This window comes from Ruegeria arenilitoris, assembly GCF_013035425.1.
Classification (GTDB): Bacteria; Pseudomonadota; Alphaproteobacteria; order Rhodobacterales; family Rhodobacteraceae; genus Ruegeria; species Ruegeria arenilitoris_A.
Genome location: NZ_WQHX01000010.1, coordinates 51,431 through 71,178 on the forward strand (window position 1 = coordinate 51,431; position 19,748 = coordinate 71,178).

Sequence of the window (19,748 nt, forward strand, 5' to 3'; positions counted from 1 at the left end):
TTGGGCAAGCTTATAGTCATTTCTCACCCAGAAGTTGTCGTCACGCCGGGTTCGCCGATCACCGAATGGGGGCTGAGCGACCTCGGCCTTGAACGCGCAAAGACGTTTGCAAGATCCAGCGTGATGTCGTCGGTTGGCGCGATCTGGTCTAGCTGCGAGCGCAAAACACTTGAGACGGCTTCAGTTCTTGCGCGAATGCATAATCTAAAGCCGAATTCCGATCATCGCTTGGGCGAGAACGATCGCAGTGCGACTGGATTTTTGCCAATCGGTCAGTTCGAAGCGGCTGCGGATGCGTTCTTTGCTGCACCGGGGTCAAGCTTTCGGGGTTGGGAAACTGCAAACGCAGCGCAGAAAAGAATAGTTGAAGCAGTGACGTCAATCGTTAAGGTTCACGATTTCAAAGACCTCGGCTTAGTGACGCATGGTGCAGTCGGAACGCTTCTTTGGTGCCACCTCTCAGGCGAGAATATCGATCGTCGATTTGATCAACCCGGTCAGGGTCACTATTGGAGCGCTGATCTAGAAAACCTCCGCCCTGACTTCAGTTGGCGCTCAATCACCTAGTTTACGTCAATACCCCAAACCTCATCGCAAATGGCTATCAGCGTCTCAAAAACCTTGGGTGGTCCAGCAATAACACGACCGCCCACCCGGATCATTTTTTTTGCGTCTTGATCCTCGACCAACCCACCTGCTTCTGCAACCATCAACTGGCCGGCAAGACAATCCCAAGCGTTCATGTGCTCTTCGACATAGCCCAACAACCGTCCAGCAGCAACGTAAGCCAATGACAGTGCGCCACTGGCATTGCGATGATAGAGCGCTCCTTTTTCGACGAGCGCTGCAATGACTGGAACGACATTGGTTGCTTCAACCCGATTAGAATAGCCGACAGCAATGGTTCCGCATGCCAACTCGACATCTGATGCAACACGCATCGGCTGCCCGTTTAAAGTCGCGCCTGCGGCCTTGGTAGCGACATAGGTTTCGTCGACATTTGGTTCGTGGATAACGCCAACCTGTGTACTACCATCCGAAACAACTGCCAACACAATCGTCCAGGCGGGTATGCCGTGGATGAAGTTTGTTGTTCCGTCAATCGGGTCGATCACCCAATCAAAACCACTTAAGCCTCTCTTTGCCTCGTGCTCTTCTCCAAAGACCCCATCTTCGGGGTAAGCTTCGCTGATCTTTTGCCTAATGAACGTCTCGACATTACGATCCGCTTCGCTGACCCAGTCCTGAGCGCCCTTCTGATCGACAACCAAATTGTCACGATTGGTGAAGTAGGATAACGCGAGGGCACCTGCTTCCGCGGCGACAGCAATAGCGAATTTTCGCCGTTCTTGGATGTCATTCATCGTCGAAACCGTTTCTGAGCACTGCCTTTTTCGCAAACAATAAATGATCGGGCTCGATTGTGCCACTGTAGCGAATGGAAACTTGTTCTAAGAATGCTGAACAGCTGTTTCACTCTAGGCAAGGGCGGATCTTAGGTGCGCAGCGAGTGATCGTTTCTAATGCTATGAATTTCAGCTTTGGGCTCGGTGCAGACGTTCGGCAGAATTCAGTGAATGTCTGCTGCGCGGACTTTACCACCGTTCGATTTTTCTGCAGCAATAAGGGGTCGCAGCCAAAAGCTGACCTTCAAAACCAAACGTTGCGTACTAATACCAACCCACTAGACGACAACATTGACGGTTGCTTCAAATCCAGTCGCACCCTGTACAAATTCCATGGACACTGCGTTGGCCTCAACCTTAGACATACGGCTAAACAACGCATCGCTGGCGTTGTTTGGATGGCCTTTGATGTAAAACTGTGTCGTCAACAACTCTCGACGGCCATCAAACACCTTTACATGTATGTGGGGTGTGCGTCCGGGGTAGATTGTCGGCTTGATCGTTCGGAAAACGTAATTACCGTCATTATCAGTTACGTCATGACCAAAGCCTTGGAAAGCCCGGTCAAAATTGACGCGACGGCGGTCTCGCGGGTGCATATAGTTGCCGTCAAGGTCGCATTGCCAAATTTCAATGCGATGTCTGGTTAAGGGTTGTCCTTCGGCGCCAGTGAGTGCCCCACGTAGCGTGAAGACTTCGCCACCGGCTTCTTCAACACGTCCCCTGATCCTGACGAGGTCATTGTCTATGTCTGGCGTTCGCATGGCCGGTGTTGGATAATACGGTCCTTCTGCGGCGCCTGGTGTCAGCACAGCCGCAGCGGCCTTTGTACTTAATGTACTGGCGCCAAAAAGGCCTGCTATGCCACCTAAAAGATTACGGCGAGACTTTTCATACGGCTTCACGGCAGTCCCTTCCCGCGTGAGAATGCTCTAAGACTTACTGCATTATACATTACATAGCACGCTTCACCTCGATGTCTGCCTTGTGCGGTTCAAGTGCTCTTTTACGAGGTGATGGCAATATTCAAAATGGGCTCGTTGCGGTCATTCGGCAAAATTCCGTGGACGTCTGCCTTGCGGTCGAAGCGGTCGTTCGATGCGATTTGGCGAATGTCGGCTTTGTCCGCGGTGTAGCCGGTTGTTAGGGGAGGCTCAACTTGCTAGTTCTGCCACCATCGACTGTCCAGACTTGCCCGGTCACAAAGCTGGCTTCGTCTGAGGCGAGCCAAGCGGCAAGTCCGGCGATTTCACCCGGCGTTCCTGTCCGACCAACCGGATGAATGTCGCCGAGGGAAGCTTTGAAGCTCTCGGGATCCCCAAGACTTTCGATGAAAGCAGTGTTTAGGTCGGTATCGATCCAGCCTGGAGCAATTGCGTTGCACCTTACGCCATCGCCGCCGTGATCAACCGCTACGGCGCGCGTCAGCGCATGGATGCCGCCTTTTGAAGCACAATAAGCGGGATGGCGGGGGTTTGATCCCAAACCCTCAATTGAACCGATGTTCACGATTGAACCGCGTCGTTTGGTCAAATGCGGAAGCGCGTGTTTGATGAGCATGAATGGAACGGTGAGGTTCACGTGCAACGTTTCCGCCCAGTCAACATCTGAGGTTTCCAGTACCGTTCCTTCGCGCATTATCCCCGCGTTGTTCACTAGAATATCCAAACCACCAGCCATCTTGATCACGTCATGAATGACGCGCTCAGGCTCGGAAGGATTCAGGAAGTTTGCGGATACATATGGATGAACACGGTCTTCACCGCGTTGTGCCGTTACAACCGTCACACCAAGGGATGCAAGCTTGGCCGAGATCGCCGCACCGATGCCGCTGCGACCTCCTGTGACAAGAGCAACCTTTTCGGACCAATTGGTCATTGCACCGGCTTTCCGCCGTTTACTTCGATCAGTGCCCCGCAAATGTACCGAGCCTGATCGGAGGCAAGGAAGGTCACGACGTCAGCAATGTCTTCCGGTTCGGCAATCCGACCCAGTGGGACTGAGGCGTTTAGTTCATTTATGGCTTTGTCCGGATCAAGACCCCGAGTCTCAAAGCCACTTCGGATCATCGGCGTGTTCACTTCATTTGGGCAGACTGCATTCACACGAATGTTCTGGTGCGCGTGATCCATGCCGAGACACTGAGTCAAAGACGCAACTGCCGCCTTTGACATCACATAAACCGGATGGTTAGGGCCCGGATGCACTCCCCAACAGGAAGCTGTATTGACAATTGCTCCGCCTCCGGCGTTCGCCATGATCGGAATGGCCGCACGACATAGACGAAATGGAGCTTCAACATTGATAGCCATCGAGAGTGCGAAATCTTGATCCGTGGCATCCGTGATTTTGCCCCTTGTGATTATTCCCGCGTTATTGACCAGTATATCCAGCTTGCCCATGCGATCGGCTGCCGTCTGCGGAAGGTTGTCGCAAAACGAAGGATCTGTCAGGTCGCCGACGAGAACGTGGTCGGCGTCGCAGTCGCGCAAGTCTGCACCGGCGACCGTCACACCCAACGCGCGAAAAGCACCAACAATTGCCTTGCCAATACCTCCGCCTGCGCCGGTGATTAACGCAGTCTTTTGTGCCAGATCATCCATGTTCGCGTCCTTTCACAATCACGGACACTTTAAAACAAGCAGGTGGCCTTGCATGCAGACCAGCGACACAAAGCCATACATCCTACGACGCGCTGCGATTTGCTGGACTGGATAAGCAATCGAACGGTTTCGGCATTTGATGCGTAAGTAGACGTTTGAAGCTTTCGCAGCATCTAGTATTTTGGGCTCGAAGCAGCCGTTCGCTGCGCTCGGCATGAGCGTCTACTTTGCGGACAAAGCCGCCACTCGCTGCGCTGCTGGGCGGTTGGTCCAAATGAACGACTGCTGTGCGGATAATCCGGACGACGAATACTTGTTTGGTCGACGTCTTTTTTGATTTCTGATGTGTCAAGTTGGAACAGATTGTGATTACCTAACTGGGGAAAAAGGGCATTTGCGTGGTCGACCGATCTTATCAGTATTGCAGGAGCCGTTGAACAAGGAACTTGTCATTGGAGCGTCGCCTTACAACAGTTTTTGTCGCAGATATCGTTGGGTACTCCCGACTAGTAGAAGATGACGAGGAAGGCACTCTGGAGCGTCTACGTCAGAGCCGAGTTTCCGTCGAAGCGAGTATTGCTAGCCACCACGGTAGGGTATTCGGAAGTGCTGGGGACAGTGTTCTGGCTGAATTTAGTAGCCCGGTTGATGCCGTTCGATGTGCTGTCGAGATTCAACGGGAATGCTCCGAGCGAGACCACGGACTCGACCGGACGGGCCAACTGGTGTTTCGGATAGGAATCAACACTGGTGATGTTGTTGTCGACGGCCAGAACCTTCTCGGCGACGGCGTTAACGTTGCCGCGCGACTTGAGTCTCTCGCAGAGCCGGGTGGTGTACTTATAAGCAAGACAGTATTTGATTTTGTTTCTGGAAAAATAGACGTAGCACTGGTTTCGGAAGGGACAAGAAAACTCAAGAATATCGCCAAACCTGTGGAAGTCTACGTTGTGGATATCAACGGCAAGCTCGACGGTGTGGAAAAACGCACCTACTTAACCGACCCAGGAACGTATCGCTCGGCGATTGCCGTACTTCCCTTCGACAATATGAGCGCTGACCCCGAACAAGAGTACTTTTCGGATGGGCTGACAGAAGACATTATCACGGCACTGACGCAGTGGCGATCATTTCAGGTGATCGCGAGAAACTCGAGTTTCTCCTTCAAGGGCAAGAACATGGACATCAGGCAAGTCGCGTCAGAGCTTGGTGCTCGCTATATTCTGGAGGGAAGCGTAAGAAAAAGCGGTAACCGGGTGCGCATCTCTGCGCAACTGGTGGACGGCACTGATGGTCATCAAATCTGGGCGAACAAATACGATGGGGACTTAAGCGACATTTTTGAAGTTCAGGATGATCTCGTTCAACGCATTTCAGCTCTTATAGCACCGGAACTGACGAAAGCAGAATTAGAGCGCTCTGCAAATCGCCAGACCGAAAATCTGACAGCTTGGGATTACTACCTCCGCGGGATTTCCGCAGTTCGGCAACGCACCGCGGAAGGAAATTCCATTGCAAGGGATCATTTCTCCCGCGCTATCGAGCTTCAACCAGACTACTCAGATGCCTACAGCGGCTTAGCCAGGTCTTACAGTCAGGATGTGCTGATCGGTGCCACGGAAGATCGGTTTGCAACTGCAACAAAAGCAATGGACTCAGCTCAGAAAGCCGTTGCGTATGATGAGGCTTCAGCCACTGCTCACCATGAACTGAGTACTGCCTATCAATGGTTAAACCGTCCTGACGATGCTCTAGCGGAAGCTCGCATATCGGTCGAACTGAATCCTAATGACGCGTATGGTCTTCACGCACTGGGAAACAAATCGGATTTGTCTGGCGATCCCGACGGGATTGGCTATATGGAGCGGGCACAGAAACTTAACCCTGCTGATGCACAGTTGCCCTCTCAGCTGTCTTTCCTAGCGCGTGCTTACGTGAACCAAGGAGACTACTCTCGTGCTATAGACAGAGCCAAGCAAGCGCTGCGTCGCAACCCTGATTTTGCTCCTGCCTTATTCATTCTTGCAATTGCATATGGTCTGGCAGGGGAAAACGAAGAGGCCAGCAGGGCTTTGAAAAAGTGCGAAGAAGCCAGCCCGGGATTTATTCGTTCGCGTGAGCATTGGGCGCCGTATGTGTCTCCTGATAGTAACAAGTTGCTGCACCAAGGGCTAAAAAATGCAAGCTTGGAAAGGTGATGCGCAGCGTCGCGGACACCGACTTGGCCTGATAGGAGAGGAAACGGATGAACGTCCTATTTGGGCTCGATACGTTTTTCGGTTCTGTCAGACGAATTCTACCCAGTCTCATCTGGGACAGTTAAGCTGTCCTTTATGAAACGCCAAGATCGCGGTACTCCGAAAGAGCGGCGAAACGTATCAGCTTGAAGGTGTCTCTGTTAGTAAGAAATCCCTCCTCATTGAAGTGGCTGTAGACAGAAGAGTGAACTGCGGCGAATTTCTGCAAACTTCTCATACGCCTCAACCGCTGCATCGCCCTTTCGCAATCAACGGCGCGTCACAGATAGTGGCGCTTGCCGATGATCTTCACAAACACTCCGCCGATAGGCCATTTCTCTTCTGATTATAACCGCAATTGCTAGAACTTTCTTCTCCGTATTCGCGAACGAAGTCACATCCTGGTAACTCGATAGTCCGGTCGCAGATTGCATCATCAACAAGAATGACCGAGAAGTTATACGGTCTTCCACTTTGCCATGATATTGTGGCGGGGATGAACACACATGCGAAAAATCTACTTTTAGAGGCGGAACTCGGCGCTGAGCGGTCAATTGGATATGTCAGATGTGCGGTCGGTTTATCAATTTCGTTCTTCTTTTTCATTGTCGTCGTTCCAACGCTCGAACAAGACAATCCGGCATTGAACCTGGCACCCTATTTTGTGTTTGTTTCAGCCGGTTACTTTGCCATCGGCTGCGTCACATTATACGTCGTTCGTTCAAACTCGTTCCGTACCTGGATGACGTGGTTGTTTACCACCATGGATATTGTGTTTTGGTGGAGCCTGCTGGTGGCAACGGTGAAGATTATAGATCTACCGTGGAGCCAGATTATCATCGTGCCACCGGTACTTTTAGCCTTCGCCATATTGGCGCTCGTTGCGCTAAGGAATAATCCGAAGCTTCAGGTCTTTGCACTCATATTTGTCGTAATGGCGCTCATAAGCCTGTACTTCCTGGCCGCGGATCCCATTACTCCCCAGATGGACAACGCGTTGGGAACAGTGGGATTTTTCGACACGCCGTTAAACATTGTGCGACTGCTCATGGTAGCACTTACTGGTGGAATTCTGTTCTTCCTGGCGGTCCGCACAAGAGCCCTTCTGAACAGGGCGATTGAAGAAACGACCCGACGGACTAAGCTCGCGCAGTTCCTGCCAGCTCAATTGGCCGAACAGTTGTCGACCGCTGAACAAGCTGAATTGCTTAAAGGGAAGTTGCAATCCGCGGCGGTGCTATTTGTCGATGTGCGGGGCTTCACAGCAATGTCCGAAGGCCTGGCGCCCGGATCGCTTGGAGAGTTTTTGTCCACGTACAGAAAAATCGTGACAGCTCAAGTGCATGGGCACAATGGGATAATCGACAAGTTCATTGGTGACTCTGTAATGGCTGTCTTTGGAGCCCCGGACGCGTCCGCCGACGATGCTCATAACGCGCTAAAATGCAGTATCGCCATACTCGAATCCATTGATAGTTGGAATGCGAAACGAGGCAGAATGAGCTTAAAGAAAGTAAAAGTGGGGATTGGCATACATGCGGGCGAAGTTTTCTCTGGAGCAGTTGGAGACGAATCCAGGTTGGAGTTTACGGTTCTTGGCGACACAGTGAACGTAGCGGCGCGGCTTGAACAGGCAACAAAGGAATTTGGCTGCCGCCTCGTTGTATCTGAAGTAGTCTTAGAGAAATCGGGGTTCGACGTAGACCGCGAAGAGGCCTGGAAGCCCCTTGGCAATTACGAAGTTCGAGGGCGAGCGGAGAAACTGGCAATCTTCGGGTGTCCTTAAGCGTTCCCCTAGGGTATTTTAACTGTCAGTAGTATCGGAGTTCACTCGTCATGGAGCTTTTTGCAGGCCAATCGGTGCTCATTACAGGCGCAAGCGGTGGGCTGGGTAAGCAACTGGCGCTTGATTTTGCGACGCAAGGAGCGAAGGTCGCGCTCAATTATGCGTCGTCTAAGGAAAAAGCTGACAAAACCGCCGCTCGTATCGTTGCCGCCGGAGGGGAAGCCCTCACATGTTGCGCCGATATTGCGCGCTCAGATGACGTTCATTCCATGGTCAATCAGGTTGTCGAGGTGTTCGGTGGCATCGACATACTTGTCAATAACGCAGGTCTAAGTATAGACACACCGTTCCTCGAAATGCGTGAGCGCGATTGGGATCGGGTCGTGGATGTCAATTTGAAAGGCCCCTTTCTCGTCTCGCAAGCTGTTGGCCGTCACATGGTCGCTGCCAAACGAGGCCGGATCGTCAACATCTCGGCCACTTCGGCAGTCGTAGCACGGTCGGGAAACGCCAACTATGCGGCCTCGAAGGCGGGGTTGAACATGCTGACGCAATCGATGGCACTGGAGTTGGGACCCTACGTCAACGTGAACGCCGTCGCTTTGGGTTTCGTCGATAGCGAATTGGTGCGGGAGTTGTTCACGCCTGAAGAGGTTGCGCAAGCGGCCAATAGCGTGCCGCTCAAGCGGCTGACAACATACGAGGAAACATCGGCATTTGTCTTGATGCTGGCGTCGAATGCTGCCGGTTTCGTTACTGGTCAGACAATCCCTTTCGATGGTGGCAGAGTGATGCGGTAAACGGCGAGGCGCGAATGAACGACCCAGGCTCTTCGCCGGCTTTCATGCGCTCTGTAACATCGGTCGGTATGGGCTCGGTACGGACCTTCGCTTCAGGTAAGTCGAAGTGCCATTTTGCGGATGTAGCAGTCATTAACTTGAGCGTTAGACTCCGTTAAACTACGCTCAAAATGTTTCTACTAATTCGGAGCATCTCAGACATGTCTGTTGAAGCCTGCGCCTTGATCTGCGCAAAATGCTTTTGCGTTAGTAATAGTTTTTCACGTCAAATACTCTCCAAATATGTTTAAAGAGTCCCCGGAACTTATGTCGGTTTCACGACGCTGGTATAAGGCAATGGTCGCCCGCAATGAAGCCGAACTCAAAAACTACCTATCTGAATCTTCTGAACTGCGCTTTGTTGGTTCAGCTGATGGAGAGCTTTGGCTCGGCCCAGCGGTTCGAGAAGCGATCGGGCGTCATTTTGAAGAAGTTCCTGATATACTGGATAGGGAAGAGCTCCTTGCTGAAGCATATGAGTCGGGAGACATCGGCTGGTCTTTGTTCGCCAACCGGTTCAGGTTTCGAGGATTACCTGATCCAGTAACCTTTCGCACCACTCTGATTTTCGCGCTTGAACACGGACTTTGGAAGATTGTGCATCGCCACGCATCTCTTCCATCGCCAAATGAAACTTCGATTGGCCACAAACATACCGCGATCCAAGATCTTCTTGATTCTGTCGAAGAAGGTTTCAACATTGGTCAGGCTGAGGGTTTGGCATCAATAATGTTTACTGACATCGTGAATTCTTCACCGATTGTTGAAGCAATAGGAGACCTCGCTTGGTCTAGACTGGTCGCTTCACATTTTGACAATCTAAGAAATGTCATCGAGGCCAATGGTGGAGAGTTTGTGAAGTCGTTGGGCGATGGAACTATGTCCAGTTTCGCTTCGGCACGGGCTGCATTAACCGCGGCAAAAACCATTCAAACCGAGATGCTCAAGCAGAATGCCGAACCAAAGTTAAGCCTTAGGGTAGGACTGCATACAGGCGACGTTGTGCGATCTAACGATGATTTTTTTGGGAACGTCGTAAACAAAGCGGCTCGGGTAACCGAAGCCGCGGAACAAGGGGAAATTTGCGTGTCAGACACTACTCATGCCGTAGTTGGTGCAGACTTCGATTTGTCTTTCTCTGACCCTCAACTTGTATCTTTGAAAGGGCTTGATGGCAGCCACCAAATTTGGCTTCTAAATTGGCGTGACTGAGGATAATTGAAACTTCAATGTCAGAACTTGCTCCGATGCGACAGCTCAATTTATCTCGATATATGTTTGCGGTACTGACAAAGCCGCTGTTCATTGCCAACGGGATCTGTATTCAACTGTCGAATGTCGTCATCGGTGATTTGCTCGCGGATTGGTGAAGAACATGGATGCCCGAATATTTCGCAGTGCAATGCCATCAGACGCAAAACGCTGCTTTGATGTCGAAACGACAGCCTACGATGGCGACGAAGCTGCCGCGCTTGAGACAATATCGAAGCGGATTGCCGAGTATCCTGAGGGGTTTTTAGTTCTAGAAGTTGATAAAGAAATTGCTGGCTTCATCAACAGTAGCTGCGCATATGACGTTGAAATGTCTAACGAAGATTTCAAGGAGCTCATCGGGAATGACTCGACTGCGCCCAACGTTGTAATTATGTCGGTAGTGGTTGATCCGGCATATCAGGGTCAAGGTTTGTCTACTGCACTCATGTCTGAGTTTGTGGAGCGTATGACTAACGCAAACAAAGAAACCATCCACCTCATGTGCAAAGAGCACCACATTCCTCTCTATGAGAAGTTTGGATACAGGTACACACAGCCTTCGGCATCAGCGCATGGAGGGATTCAGTGGCATGAAATGATGATGAATTTATCGAAGGCTTAAGCAATGGGTGCGGGCTCGATGCGGTCGTTGGCTACAACGCCACGCGACGCGACCATCTGAACGGCTGTTCCGCAGACAAAGCCGTCGTTGGCTGCAGGGCTTCATGCCGAGCGAATGATTCTTTCACGAAGGCTTGGAATTGGCATCTTAGAGTCCGTGCATACTTCGAATGCCCCAACCTTTGATTTCCGCAAGCGCTCTTTTCCACCTGCGTTCAGCTTCCTTTGCCTGAAGCACCCTTGCAGCGCGGATTCTTTGCTCGGCGATTTGGGGCGCGTTCTTGAAGATATATTCGTCGCGTGTCATCTCGATTACTCCTGTCACTGCCGGGTGATCCGGCGATGTGTTAATCTTGCATGCATAGAGGTGCAGTTCTTTGGGACGTTGTCCGGGAACTCTTGTCGTTTTGTCCAGACATCTTGCCAAACCGTTCATAGCTGTGGTGAATCCAATCTATGAGTACTCAGCACGCCCTTTCTTTTGCCGGTTTTCTGCTAGATCCAATTCGGGGGGAACTTAATAAGGATGGCGTCCCAATCCCTTTAGAGCCAAAGGTATTGGATTTGATTGTCTGGCTGGCGACGCATCCCGGACAACTTGTGTCGCGCGAAGACCTTATCGAAAATGTTTGGAATGGGCGGATCGTTTCGGATTCTGCCATCTCAAGCGCCATCAATGCGGCAAGAGTGGCTCTCGGCGACAGCGGCAGCAAGCAACGCCTGATAAAAACAGTTCCACGTAGGGGTTTTCGTTTCCAAGGTGCGGTGGAAATTTCACAGGCTTTAATTTCGGGCGTCACAATAGACAGGCCATCTTTGGCAGTTCTGCCGTTTGAAAATCTTTCGGGCGATCCCGAGCAAAGCTACTTCTCAGATGGGATCACCGACGACATTATCACCGAACTATCAAGATATGATGAGCTTTTCGTAATTGCTCGTCATTCAAGTTTCACTTTTCGCGGTGCATCGGAGAGACCCGACGAGATTGCTCGTGCTTTGGGTGTTCAGTACATCGCCGAGGGATCAGTTCGGCGCGCCGGTGGGCGGATACGGGTCACGGCCCGGCTGATCGATCCGCTGGGCGGCAATGACCTGTGGTCAGAGAGGTACGACCGTGACATTAAAGATCTCTTTGAGGTGCAAGACGAAATAAGTGCCGTTATTGCCAACACATTGGTGGGAGCCATCACACGACAGCACCACAGTCGCGCGAAAAGTAAAGGCGAGAATTCCGTAAACGCCTACGATCACTTCTTACGTGCAGTAGAGTTGAACTATCGTATGGAGCCATCCAAGGCTCAAACGGCGCGGGCCGAGGCGCAGAAGGCCCTCAAGTTAGATCCGGGATTTGCTAGGGCGCATGCGCTTGTGGCTTGGACACACATATCAGAGGCATCAAACGCCTGGGCGGATGATACTAGAACGGCGTTGGACCTTGCTAAAGAAGCGGCCCTGGCTGGCGTGTCAGCAGATCATCGAGAACCATTCGCACATGCTGTCCTTGGCTGGGTTTACATGTGGAGCGACAAAGCATTTGACCGCGGCCTCGAGGAGCAACGCCGTGCAGTTGAGACCAATCCGGGCAACGCACAGTTCCGCAGCATGCTGGCCTTCTCCATGACTTATGCAGGGCGTTCGGCGGAAGCACTTGTGGCACTAGATGAAGCCATGCGATTGAATCCATACTACCCGGAACTTTTCCATGTGTTCTATGGGAGAGCGCTCTTCAATTTGCACAGATACGAAGAAGCCATGCCAAGATTAGAACGTATTCGAACATCCCAACCCTACCACGCGAACGCTCTGGCCCACGTGGCAGCATGTTATGCTGCATTAGGGCGAAAGAGCGATGCACGTGCCACAATCGACGAGGTTAAACGCGCCAGTTCTGGCTATAACCTGACCCATGTTCGGGATTTTGTGGCCTATGCTGTTCCGGAAGAGAAGGCGCATTACTTGGAGCATCTGGTCCTAGCGGGTCTCGACTAATTGCCACGTTCAACCTCTGTCAAAATGCCATTATAGGTCGGCGGCTTTGGGCTCGATGCGGCCATACTCCTGCGGTTTCTACTCAGACTGTTCTTCTAGGGTCCGAGGCTAAAGTCGACGGAGAGACTACTTTGTCTCCCAATCCACCAGCTACGTTAACTGGTTTATTGCGCGAGGTTTCTTGGTCGACGGCAAGACTGATGCCGCAGTAGACGTATTCCAGAACGGGCTCAAAATCTATCCGCTTAGCCAAAAGGATAATCCTCCGAAGGTTGAGATTATCGATGGATCGGGCGTTTCATATAATACTATCCACGCGAACACCTACAAATTCTACGAAGAAATAAATGCGGTTATTCAACGCGAACCTATTTCCATGCTTGATCCCGAACTCAGGGGTCTGGCGGCTTCAATCGGTATTGAGAAAGGCAAAGCATTTGCTCCAAACAACAGGATGGAAGCTATTCTCAAGGATGCTGTCGCTGTAGGCAATGGAACCGCCCGGGCGATCTGGTTGCATAATCGCAATGAGGATGCCGTGCTCTACGAGGACAGAGCCTGGCAAACTGCGTTTGTTGGTGGAAATTACAAGTGGTTGAGTGGGGAAAACGGTGAAGGCGGAAGAAATCTAGATGCACGAACTCTGTTTCTTTACATGGCGACAGTAAGTACCCCCGCAATGGTTCTGAAAATCCCAGGCGTTGGTTCGCAATATGCAGCGGCGTATTCAGACTCCGACGGCAATGTTCTTCATGGCGACAAGACGTACAAATTGAATATACCATCCAACGTGCCAGCAAAGAACTTCTGGTCTGTGGTTGTTTACGACCCTCAAACCAGTCATCTGACCAAATCTGTCGGATGTCAGCGTTGAGGCCAAAGCGGCCGATGCCGCTGAAAAAAACTAAGCACCGACCGAGTGTATTGGGTGCACTTATTGAAGTGCCGCGAGGCTTCGTGCTCTGTTTGGAGAAAGATCCAGCGTCGCCTGATAAGCGACCGCAGCTTCAACGGGCTTTCCTAGCACCATCAACATGTCCCCCAGAAGTTCTCGAGCCGGAAGTACGTGGCCGGGCGTAACCGGACTTTTGCCAATCTTATCCTCGAGATCGGCCGCGGCAGTCTGCTTGGCCACCGCAATTTCGGCGTCACCGTTGGCCAACTCAATCCAGGCTTCAACCGTCAAAATCTGCGCTTCGGTCAATTGCGCCCAGTAGCCCTGTCCGCGGTCTTCCATCGTGGCGTGCAGCGACTTAAGTTCAGCAACCGCGCTCTGCGCGTTGTTAACATCGCCACTACGGGCTGCGCCTATACCGATGGCGAACACCCGCATAGCAACGGTTTGCGGGAATTTCTCCCATGGAATGACCGGATGCATCTCCTCTGACAACGCTGCGGCGATCTCCCATTGTCCTTGCTCCAGAGGCAGCCGAACAGGCGCAGCCGCCAGTGCATAAGCGCTGCCGAAACTGACCTGATGGTTTTGGATTGCCAGCATTTCGCCGACGAGCCTTTCGGCTTCGTCCACATCGCCAAGTTGCAAATGGCCGTAAACCATATAGTCGATGGCATGCGCATAATGGCTTTGCACAACGTCTTTGGATTGTTCAAGAGCAGCTTCGGCCGATCGGCCATTCAGATCGATTGATTTTTCCCATTCCCCTGTCCGTGTGAAGATGTGGGCGGGCATATGCAGCGCATGTGGAGCGCTAGGAGCCGTTTTGTCATAAATCTTGGCATATGGCCTGCCTCGATCCTTCAGGGGCGGATTGTCATAAGCATGTATGGCGTAATGTATGACACCGGGATGTTCTGGTACCTTTTGGTGAAGTTCGTCGAGCGTGTCTCCCACCTGCGACTTCACTTTGATCCCGTCGGAGCCCCGCGGCGCGGTTGCAAGGCGCGCCAGCGATGCGAAAGCCGCAGCGTCTACGTCGTCGGAATGTTGGTCCGCCGCAGCGATTTGTGTCTCTGCCCACGAAGTAAGCTGAGCGCGGTAGCCTTCTTGGTTCGGGGCGTAGAAAGCAGCAGCAGCATCCATCATCGCTTGTTCAAGGGCGCTTTCGGTGGACATTGACGCGAGTTTTTCGGCTGCAGCAGACCCTCTCTCTGTTTCGGCTTCACTTGGAGTGCCGGGCCAAAGAGGATGAAAGTTCGACATCGCGATACCCCATTGCGCCATAGCACATGCTGGATCTGCCGCCGCTGCCATATTGAACGCTTCTTCGGCTTGAATATACATCATGTTGTGGATGAGGTTCAGGCCTTCATTGAATGCCTGATCCGCTTTTTGGTTGCATGTCGTCTGGAAATTAGCCTCTGCTGAGACTGCGGGTACGAAAACAAAGAACGAGCTAATACAGGCGACAAGAGTATTGCGGGCTTTGGTATGCAAATGCTGCATAAATCGTCTCCAAAATTGCTATTGTTCGAAATTGTTTGAGCGTATGGCTCGGCTTCATAATACACAAAATTGTGCGATATGTCCGAACTGCCATCTGGGCAGCGATGCGCTCTGTTTCGATCGGACATGTGCTTACGCCGCGCGACCGCTTTGTCCACCTGGCAGGCGCGACCGAAGTACTTGGTAAACGACCGCTACAGACTTCTTGGCCACGCGTGGTAGGTTTGGCGTGTCGGAGGACGGACAATGAGCAAAATTGCATTCGGTATGCGTGATCAGATGGACAGCATGTCCGATGATGAATTCAAAGAAGCGATGAGCTTAAGTAAAGCTGATTTTCTTGACTATCTGGATAAAGCAGCCGCAGGTGAAGAGAGGTGCCAAGCCAACGTGGGCGAACCGGCTCCAGACTTTTTGGCGCACGTTTTGAGTGAGGATGGTGACGTTTCATCCGACTTACTGAAACTATCCGATCTTCGTGATGCGCCTGTCTCGTTGATTTTCGGGAGCTACACATGTCCCATATTTCGTCGGCAATCCGAGCATATGAAGCAGTTGATTGGCGAATTCGAAAATTCAGTTCAGTTCGTCTTCGTTTACACGCTGGAAGCGCATCCGACAGACGGATGGAATACAAACTCAAATCGTGCCGACGAAATAATGTACGCGCAACCAAAAGATGTGAAAGAGCGTGCCAAGGTGGCCCATGATTGGCGAAAAGCCTACAGCTTTCACAGCCAAATTGTTCTGGATTGGCCAGACAATCGGATAAATGACGATTATGCCGGAGCACCAGAGCGCTTGTATGTCCTCGACGCCAAGGGGATCGTGACCTTTAAATCCGAACAAGGCCCATATCACGATAACCACCTTGAGGATTGGGCGGCGGCATTAAGAAACGCCACGACAAGCCCTTAGCATATCCAGCGGCTTAGGTTGTGGGGAACCACCACTTCGAGCCCGGAGCGGATGTTCTCAGCGGTGCCCCGCACGTCCCAGTGATTGACCTCAAGGAGATTTTTGCAGGAGAGTCTTGGCGAGGAGGATAAAACGGTGGAAGCCATTCTAAATCGCACGGGGTTCCGTGTACGGCCAAGCTTGGCGGCGGATCGTATGGACATTGCGACGCACATTTTCGGGGATGTGGAGGTTTCCAAGACGCTCGTACACAATGTTTCGACGCAGGATGGCGTATTGGTGGCGACAGATGCCTGGGTTGACACCCTCGCCGTCGACGGGAAGCAGAACACCGGAAATGCTGAACACATTGGTCTGTGGACTATCCGTGACGAGGCCGATGAGGGGAAATTTGTAGGAATACGCGGCGTATTCGTTGCACCGGGGTTGCCGCACAACTCGGTCGCGACATTTGTGGCCGTCGCCCGACCCTACTGGGGAAAAGGTGTATCTAGTGGTTCATCCCGATTACTATGTAGGCATGTGTTTGAAAAATCAGACGCTGATGCGATCTACACCCGAGTATGGCCCAAGCTGAACCCCGCCAGCGATGCCGTTCAGAGCCGATTGGGGTTTATGCCTGCGGAGAGGCACACGCTCAGGGACACCTTCGGCGAACAACGAATGCGGGAAGTCCTGGAGTTTGATCTTTGGCGGGCATCGCACCTGGAAAACGAAAAGTCCGCCGAAACGCTGCGGCAGGTGTCGATAAGAGTAGGGCAGCTCGCGGCTGAGGACTTGTTGGAGGTGCCGGAAGCTGAACAGCGTATCTTGACCGCGCTACCAGTTCGTCTGGCGAAATCTGATGATGTCCGAGGCAAGATAGCTGAGGATGTAAAGCTTGGTTTTGAAAACCCTGCTTGGGCAAGCTATCGGATGTCACGAGCTGATTGGGTGACGCTGGACCATCTTTAAAAGTCCGTTTTGTGGAAGTGTCCTTTGTCCGCACAGCAGACATCCACTGAATTCTGCTGAATGGCCGCGTTGAGCCCTTTGCAGACGTGCTCTTTCGGCTCTGTTCCTCTCCCAAAGGTATGGAATGCGGTCCTTCAAACCCGAGATTCTAGATTACTTCTGAACTTGCACTAGCTCACTTGCAGTAAGTCTCATGACGCCTACCGTAGTTGGTTCTCAATGACATTTCTCAAGATCGAAAACGTTCAGGACTATCCGCGACCTCCAGTGTTGGAACCAGTGCATCAGCCCATTCGTGTCGAGTTTGGCGGTGAAACAATCGTAAAAACCGACAATACATTTCGGGTACTCGAAACCCACCACGCCCCAACTTACTACATCCCCAAGGATGCCGTTGATGCCATTCTGATCCAGGCCGCTGGTCGATCATACTGCGAGTGGAAAGGCGTCGCGACTTACTGGGACGTTCAGAGCGGGGCAGTCAAGGCCACAAAAGCTGCATGGAGTTACGCGGCACCAACCAAGGGTTTTGAGCAAATAAAGGGCTACATCGCCTTTTACGCCGGGCTTATGGACGCTTGTTTTGTTGGCGAGCATCGAGTGATTCCGCAACGTGGGGGCTTTTACGGAGGCTGGATCACTGAAAATTTGAATGGTCAAATTAAGGGTGCTCCTGGCACGAAGCTTTGGTGAGAATTAGTGACCGACCCTAAACCCTCGTCCAACCCTTTGGCCGTTCCTACAGGGCGTTTGGCCCGTATTGCCAGTTTGAGCAGTATGACGGCAGGCATTGCTGGGAACGTTGCAGCGAGCGCCCTACGGGAGATTGGTCGCGGGACGCGACCAGATATGCGTGGTTTGTTAATGACACCGGGTAACGTGACACGGATCGCGGATCAACTTGCGCGGATGCGAGGGGCCGCAATGAAGGTGGGCCAGCTGATTTCTATGGATGGAGGTGAGGTTCTGCCACCTGAGCTCGCTGACATCATGGCGCGTTTGCGAGATCAGGCAAATTTCATGCCTCCAAAACAATTGCGAGACGTTTTGAACCGAAACTGGGGGCAAGGCTGGCTAAAGTCGTTTCAGAGTTTCAATGTTAGGCCGATAGCGGCGGCGAGTATTGGGCAAGTCCATCGCGCAACCCTAAGAGATGGGCGTGATGTGGCGATAAAAGTCCAGTATCCTGGCGTCGCTCGCAGTATCGACAGCGATATTGCCAACGTGGCTGCTTTGGTTCGGATGTCGGGTTTGCTCCCCAAAAACTTTGATCTTGGTTCATACATCCAAGAGGCGCGCTGTCAATTACATGAAGAAACGGATTATGAACGCGAGGGCCAGCACCTACGCCATTTTTCTGAACTATTGCAGGGTGACGAAGCGTTTGAAATTCCGCAGTTCTATCCAGATTGGAGCACATCAGAAGTTCTAACGATGTCATTTCTGGAAGGTCGCCCCATCGAGACAGTGAGTGATGCGACCAAAGAGGAACGCAGTCGAGTGGCCAAGGTCTTGGTTGATCTCACGCTGCGCGAGATTTTCGAGTTCTGTATCATGCAAAGCGATCCAAACTTTGCCAATTTCCGTTACAATCCGGCCAATGGGAAGATCAGTCTGTTGGATTTTGGCGCGGCCCGCACACTGCAATCATCTGCAATTAAGGGGTATGTACAAATTTTGCGTGCGGGTTTGCTTGAAGATGACAGAGGCCTTCGCAAGGCTGCCATCCAACTAAAATTCATTGAAGGTGATGGTCCATTCGACGACCGTATCCTCGGAATGATCCGCAGCGTTTTTGGTGCAATCCTATCTGCGGATGAATTTGACTTCTCAGACCGAAGGCTTTCCAAACACCTCAACAAAGAGGGCATGGCCTTGGCCGAGGCCAAGTACATCCCGCCCCAGGTGCCAATGGACATTCTTTACCTTCAGCGAAAAATCGGAGGGATGTTCTTACTGGCCACTCGTTTGAACGCGTCGGTGCCTGTGAAGACGCTTCTTGCAAAGTACGTCATCTGAATGGTCACCATTCTCCTTAACCCTGTTGAACGGCCAGATCAGACATTTGAAATGGCTTTCGTCAGGGCGGATCATGTCAACGTATCTGTATGGTTGACTGGCTTCACCCCGATCCAACACGCGATCCGCGAAAGTGTCGGTCTAATAGGCAGGAAGCCCCGATATGCAAGCTCCAGCAGAGGCATGGCACCCGGCAAACGCGCCACACGTGCCAACCAACGCCATTTGGGCAGAGCGTCCCAGAGTTCCACGAACCCGCGCGCACCAGATACCAGTTCTCCATCTGATCGACGCACATGGAACCGGCTCATCGCATCCTGCCGCGTTAGATCATCACTAACGCGAACACCTGCTTTTGAGACGTCGAGAAAATGCAACCGATCAGCGCCTTCGCAAGAGGCGTAGTGACCAATCTCAACAGAGCAAAGCGGACAAGATCCGTCGTAGTAAACCGTAGTGCCGTATTGATTGACTTCGGCTTCAACCAATTTGACCGCAGCGACAGCCTTGTCCGTTTTATGCACTTTGTTTTACCTCATTCGTGGAGCCTCGCCCGCCTACTGTAAGAGCTAGCGCACAATACGAAGAAACGAGGGTGCAGCCGGGGAAAACAGATGCGGTATGAGGCCGCAACTTGGGATACAGTTGGCCAAGTTTAACGGCGGGTTTGTCAGCAACTCGGAAGTAGGTCCTGTTCAAATCGACGTCCGGTTCCCGC

Annotated in this window: 19 protein-coding genes and 1 pseudogene; 12 read left to right on the forward strand and 8 right to left on the reverse strand. The window is 52.1% G+C overall.

The genetic code is table 11. From position 1 onward, the window contains the following. Positions 1 to 567, forward strand: a complete 567-nt coding sequence (locus tag GOV45_RS20920) for a histidine phosphatase family protein (protein WP_170481736.1) — start codon at positions 1 to 3, stop codon at positions 565 to 567. Here GOV45_RS20920 and GOV45_RS20925 read toward each other — a convergent pair. From GOV45_RS20925 to GOV45_RS20940, 4 genes are all read right to left on the reverse strand, one after another. Then, positions 564 to 1,364: an inositol monophosphatase family protein gene (locus tag GOV45_RS20925; RefSeq protein WP_170481739.1), complete on the reverse strand. Its 801-nt coding sequence runs from the start codon at positions 1,362 to 1,364 to the stop codon at positions 564 to 566. The two genes, GOV45_RS20920 and GOV45_RS20925, sit on opposite strands and share 4 nt — an antisense overlap. A gap of 320 nt (positions 1,365 to 1,684) precedes the next feature. After that, positions 1,685 to 2,311 (reverse strand): hypothetical protein, encoded by a 627-nt coding sequence (locus GOV45_RS20930; RefSeq protein WP_217362467.1) that lies wholly within the window; start codon positions 2,309 to 2,311, stop codon positions 1,685 to 1,687. A 238-nt stretch (positions 2,312 to 2,549) separates the two neighbouring features. Next, positions 2,550 to 3,284 carry an SDR family NAD(P)-dependent oxidoreductase gene (locus GOV45_RS20935; RefSeq protein ID WP_170481742.1) on the reverse strand — a complete coding sequence of 245 codons (735 nt, stop codon included), beginning with the start codon at positions 3,282 to 3,284 and terminating at the stop codon, positions 2,550 to 2,552. Beyond that, positions 3,281 to 4,009, reverse strand: coding sequence for an SDR family NAD(P)-dependent oxidoreductase (locus GOV45_RS20940; RefSeq protein ID WP_170481746.1), 729 nt, complete (start codon positions 4,007 to 4,009; stop codon positions 3,281 to 3,283). The genes GOV45_RS20935 and GOV45_RS20940 overlap by 4 nt, the downstream gene beginning before the upstream one ends. A gap of 452 nt (positions 4,010 to 4,461) precedes the next feature. On the opposite strand from GOV45_RS20940, the gene GOV45_RS20945 reads away from it, so the two are divergent. Further along, a complete protein-coding gene (locus GOV45_RS20945) occupies positions 4,462 to 6,207 on the forward strand; it encodes an adenylate/guanylate cyclase domain-containing protein (protein WP_170481749.1) in 1,746 nt (581 codons plus the stop codon). Between the two features lie 133 nt (positions 6,208 to 6,340). On the opposite strand, the pseudogene GOV45_RS23735 reads toward GOV45_RS20945, so the two are convergent. Next, a pseudogene (locus GOV45_RS23735) lies at positions 6,341 to 6,511 on the reverse strand (IS6 family transposase); the annotation flags it as partial. Between the two features lie 180 nt (positions 6,512 to 6,691). Here GOV45_RS23735 and GOV45_RS20950 point away from each other — a divergent pair. The 4 genes from GOV45_RS20950 (at position 6,692) to GOV45_RS20965 (ending at position 10,747) form a co-directional block, all read left to right on the forward strand. Next, positions 6,692 to 8,032, forward strand: coding sequence for an adenylate/guanylate cyclase domain-containing protein (locus GOV45_RS20950; RefSeq protein ID WP_170481751.1), 1,341 nt, complete (start codon positions 6,692 to 6,694; stop codon positions 8,030 to 8,032). A gap of 50 nt (positions 8,033 to 8,082) precedes the next feature. Beyond that, the gene (locus tag GOV45_RS20955) at positions 8,083 to 8,832 is read left to right on the forward strand and encodes an SDR family NAD(P)-dependent oxidoreductase (RefSeq protein ID WP_170481754.1); all 750 of its coding nucleotides are present in this window, start codon (positions 8,083 to 8,085) and stop codon (positions 8,830 to 8,832) included. A gap of 282 nt (positions 8,833 to 9,114) precedes the next feature. Further along, positions 9,115 to 10,083: an adenylate/guanylate cyclase domain-containing protein gene (locus tag GOV45_RS20960; protein ID WP_254448075.1), complete on the forward strand. Its 969-nt coding sequence runs from the start codon at positions 9,115 to 9,117 to the stop codon at positions 10,081 to 10,083. A gap of 163 nt (positions 10,084 to 10,246) precedes the next feature. Then, on the forward strand, positions 10,247 to 10,747 hold the full coding sequence (locus GOV45_RS20965; protein ID WP_170481757.1) for a GNAT family N-acetyltransferase: 501 nt from the start codon (positions 10,247 to 10,249) through the stop codon (positions 10,745 to 10,747). Positions 10,748 to 10,894: 147 nt separating this feature from the next. Here GOV45_RS20965 and GOV45_RS20970 read toward each other — a convergent pair whose 3' ends face one another. Beyond that, positions 10,895 to 11,053, reverse strand: coding sequence for a hypothetical protein (locus GOV45_RS20970; RefSeq protein ID WP_170481759.1), 159 nt, complete (start codon positions 11,051 to 11,053; stop codon positions 10,895 to 10,897). A gap of 149 nt (positions 11,054 to 11,202) precedes the next feature. On the opposite strand from GOV45_RS20970, the gene GOV45_RS20975 reads away from it, so the two are divergent. After that, positions 11,203 to 12,735, forward strand: a complete 1,533-nt coding sequence (locus tag GOV45_RS20975; protein ID WP_170481760.1) for a winged helix-turn-helix domain-containing tetratricopeptide repeat protein — start codon at positions 11,203 to 11,205, stop codon at positions 12,733 to 12,735. A gap of 181 nt (positions 12,736 to 12,916) precedes the next feature. Further along, complete coding sequence (locus GOV45_RS20980) at positions 12,917 to 13,609, forward strand: DUF1214 domain-containing protein (RefSeq protein WP_174823734.1); 693 nt, start codon at positions 12,917 to 12,919, stop codon at positions 13,607 to 13,609. Positions 13,610 to 13,669: 60 nt separating this feature from the next. Here GOV45_RS20980 and GOV45_RS20985 read toward each other — a convergent pair whose 3' ends face one another. Next, positions 13,670 to 15,139 carry a tetratricopeptide repeat protein gene (locus GOV45_RS20985; protein WP_170481763.1) on the reverse strand — a complete coding sequence of 490 codons (1,470 nt, stop codon included), beginning with the start codon at positions 15,137 to 15,139 and terminating at the stop codon, positions 13,670 to 13,672. Positions 15,140 to 15,385: 246 nt separating this feature from the next. On the opposite strand from GOV45_RS20985, the gene GOV45_RS20990 reads away from it, so the two are divergent. The 4 genes from GOV45_RS20990 (at position 15,386) to GOV45_RS21005 (ending at position 19,030) form a co-directional block, all read left to right on the forward strand. Further along, the gene (locus GOV45_RS20990; RefSeq protein WP_170481766.1) at positions 15,386 to 16,057 is read left to right on the forward strand and encodes a deiodinase-like protein; all 672 of its coding nucleotides are present in this window, start codon (positions 15,386 to 15,388) and stop codon (positions 16,055 to 16,057) included. A 135-nt stretch (positions 16,058 to 16,192) separates the two neighbouring features. Continuing rightward, on the forward strand, positions 16,193 to 17,011 hold the full coding sequence (locus tag GOV45_RS20995) for a GNAT family N-acetyltransferase (RefSeq protein WP_170481769.1): 819 nt from the start codon (positions 16,193 to 16,195) through the stop codon (positions 17,009 to 17,011). Between the two features lie 219 nt (positions 17,012 to 17,230). Continuing rightward, positions 17,231 to 17,704: a DUF427 domain-containing protein gene (locus GOV45_RS21000; RefSeq protein ID WP_170481771.1), complete on the forward strand. Its 474-nt coding sequence runs from the start codon at positions 17,231 to 17,233 to the stop codon at positions 17,702 to 17,704. 6 nt (positions 17,705 to 17,710) lie between these two features. Continuing rightward, positions 17,711 to 19,030 carry an ABC1 kinase family protein gene (locus GOV45_RS21005; RefSeq protein WP_367648712.1) on the forward strand — a complete coding sequence of 440 codons (1,320 nt, stop codon included), beginning with the start codon at positions 17,711 to 17,713 and terminating at the stop codon, positions 19,028 to 19,030. 71 nt (positions 19,031 to 19,101) lie between these two features. Here the strand turns inward: GOV45_RS21005 and GOV45_RS21010 are convergent, their stop codons facing one another. Then, the gene (locus tag GOV45_RS21010) at positions 19,102 to 19,554 is read right to left on the reverse strand and encodes a thiol-disulfide oxidoreductase DCC family protein (RefSeq protein ID WP_367648713.1); all 453 of its coding nucleotides are present in this window, start codon (positions 19,552 to 19,554) and stop codon (positions 19,102 to 19,104) included. Between the last annotated feature and the right edge of the window lie 194 nt (positions 19,555 to 19,748).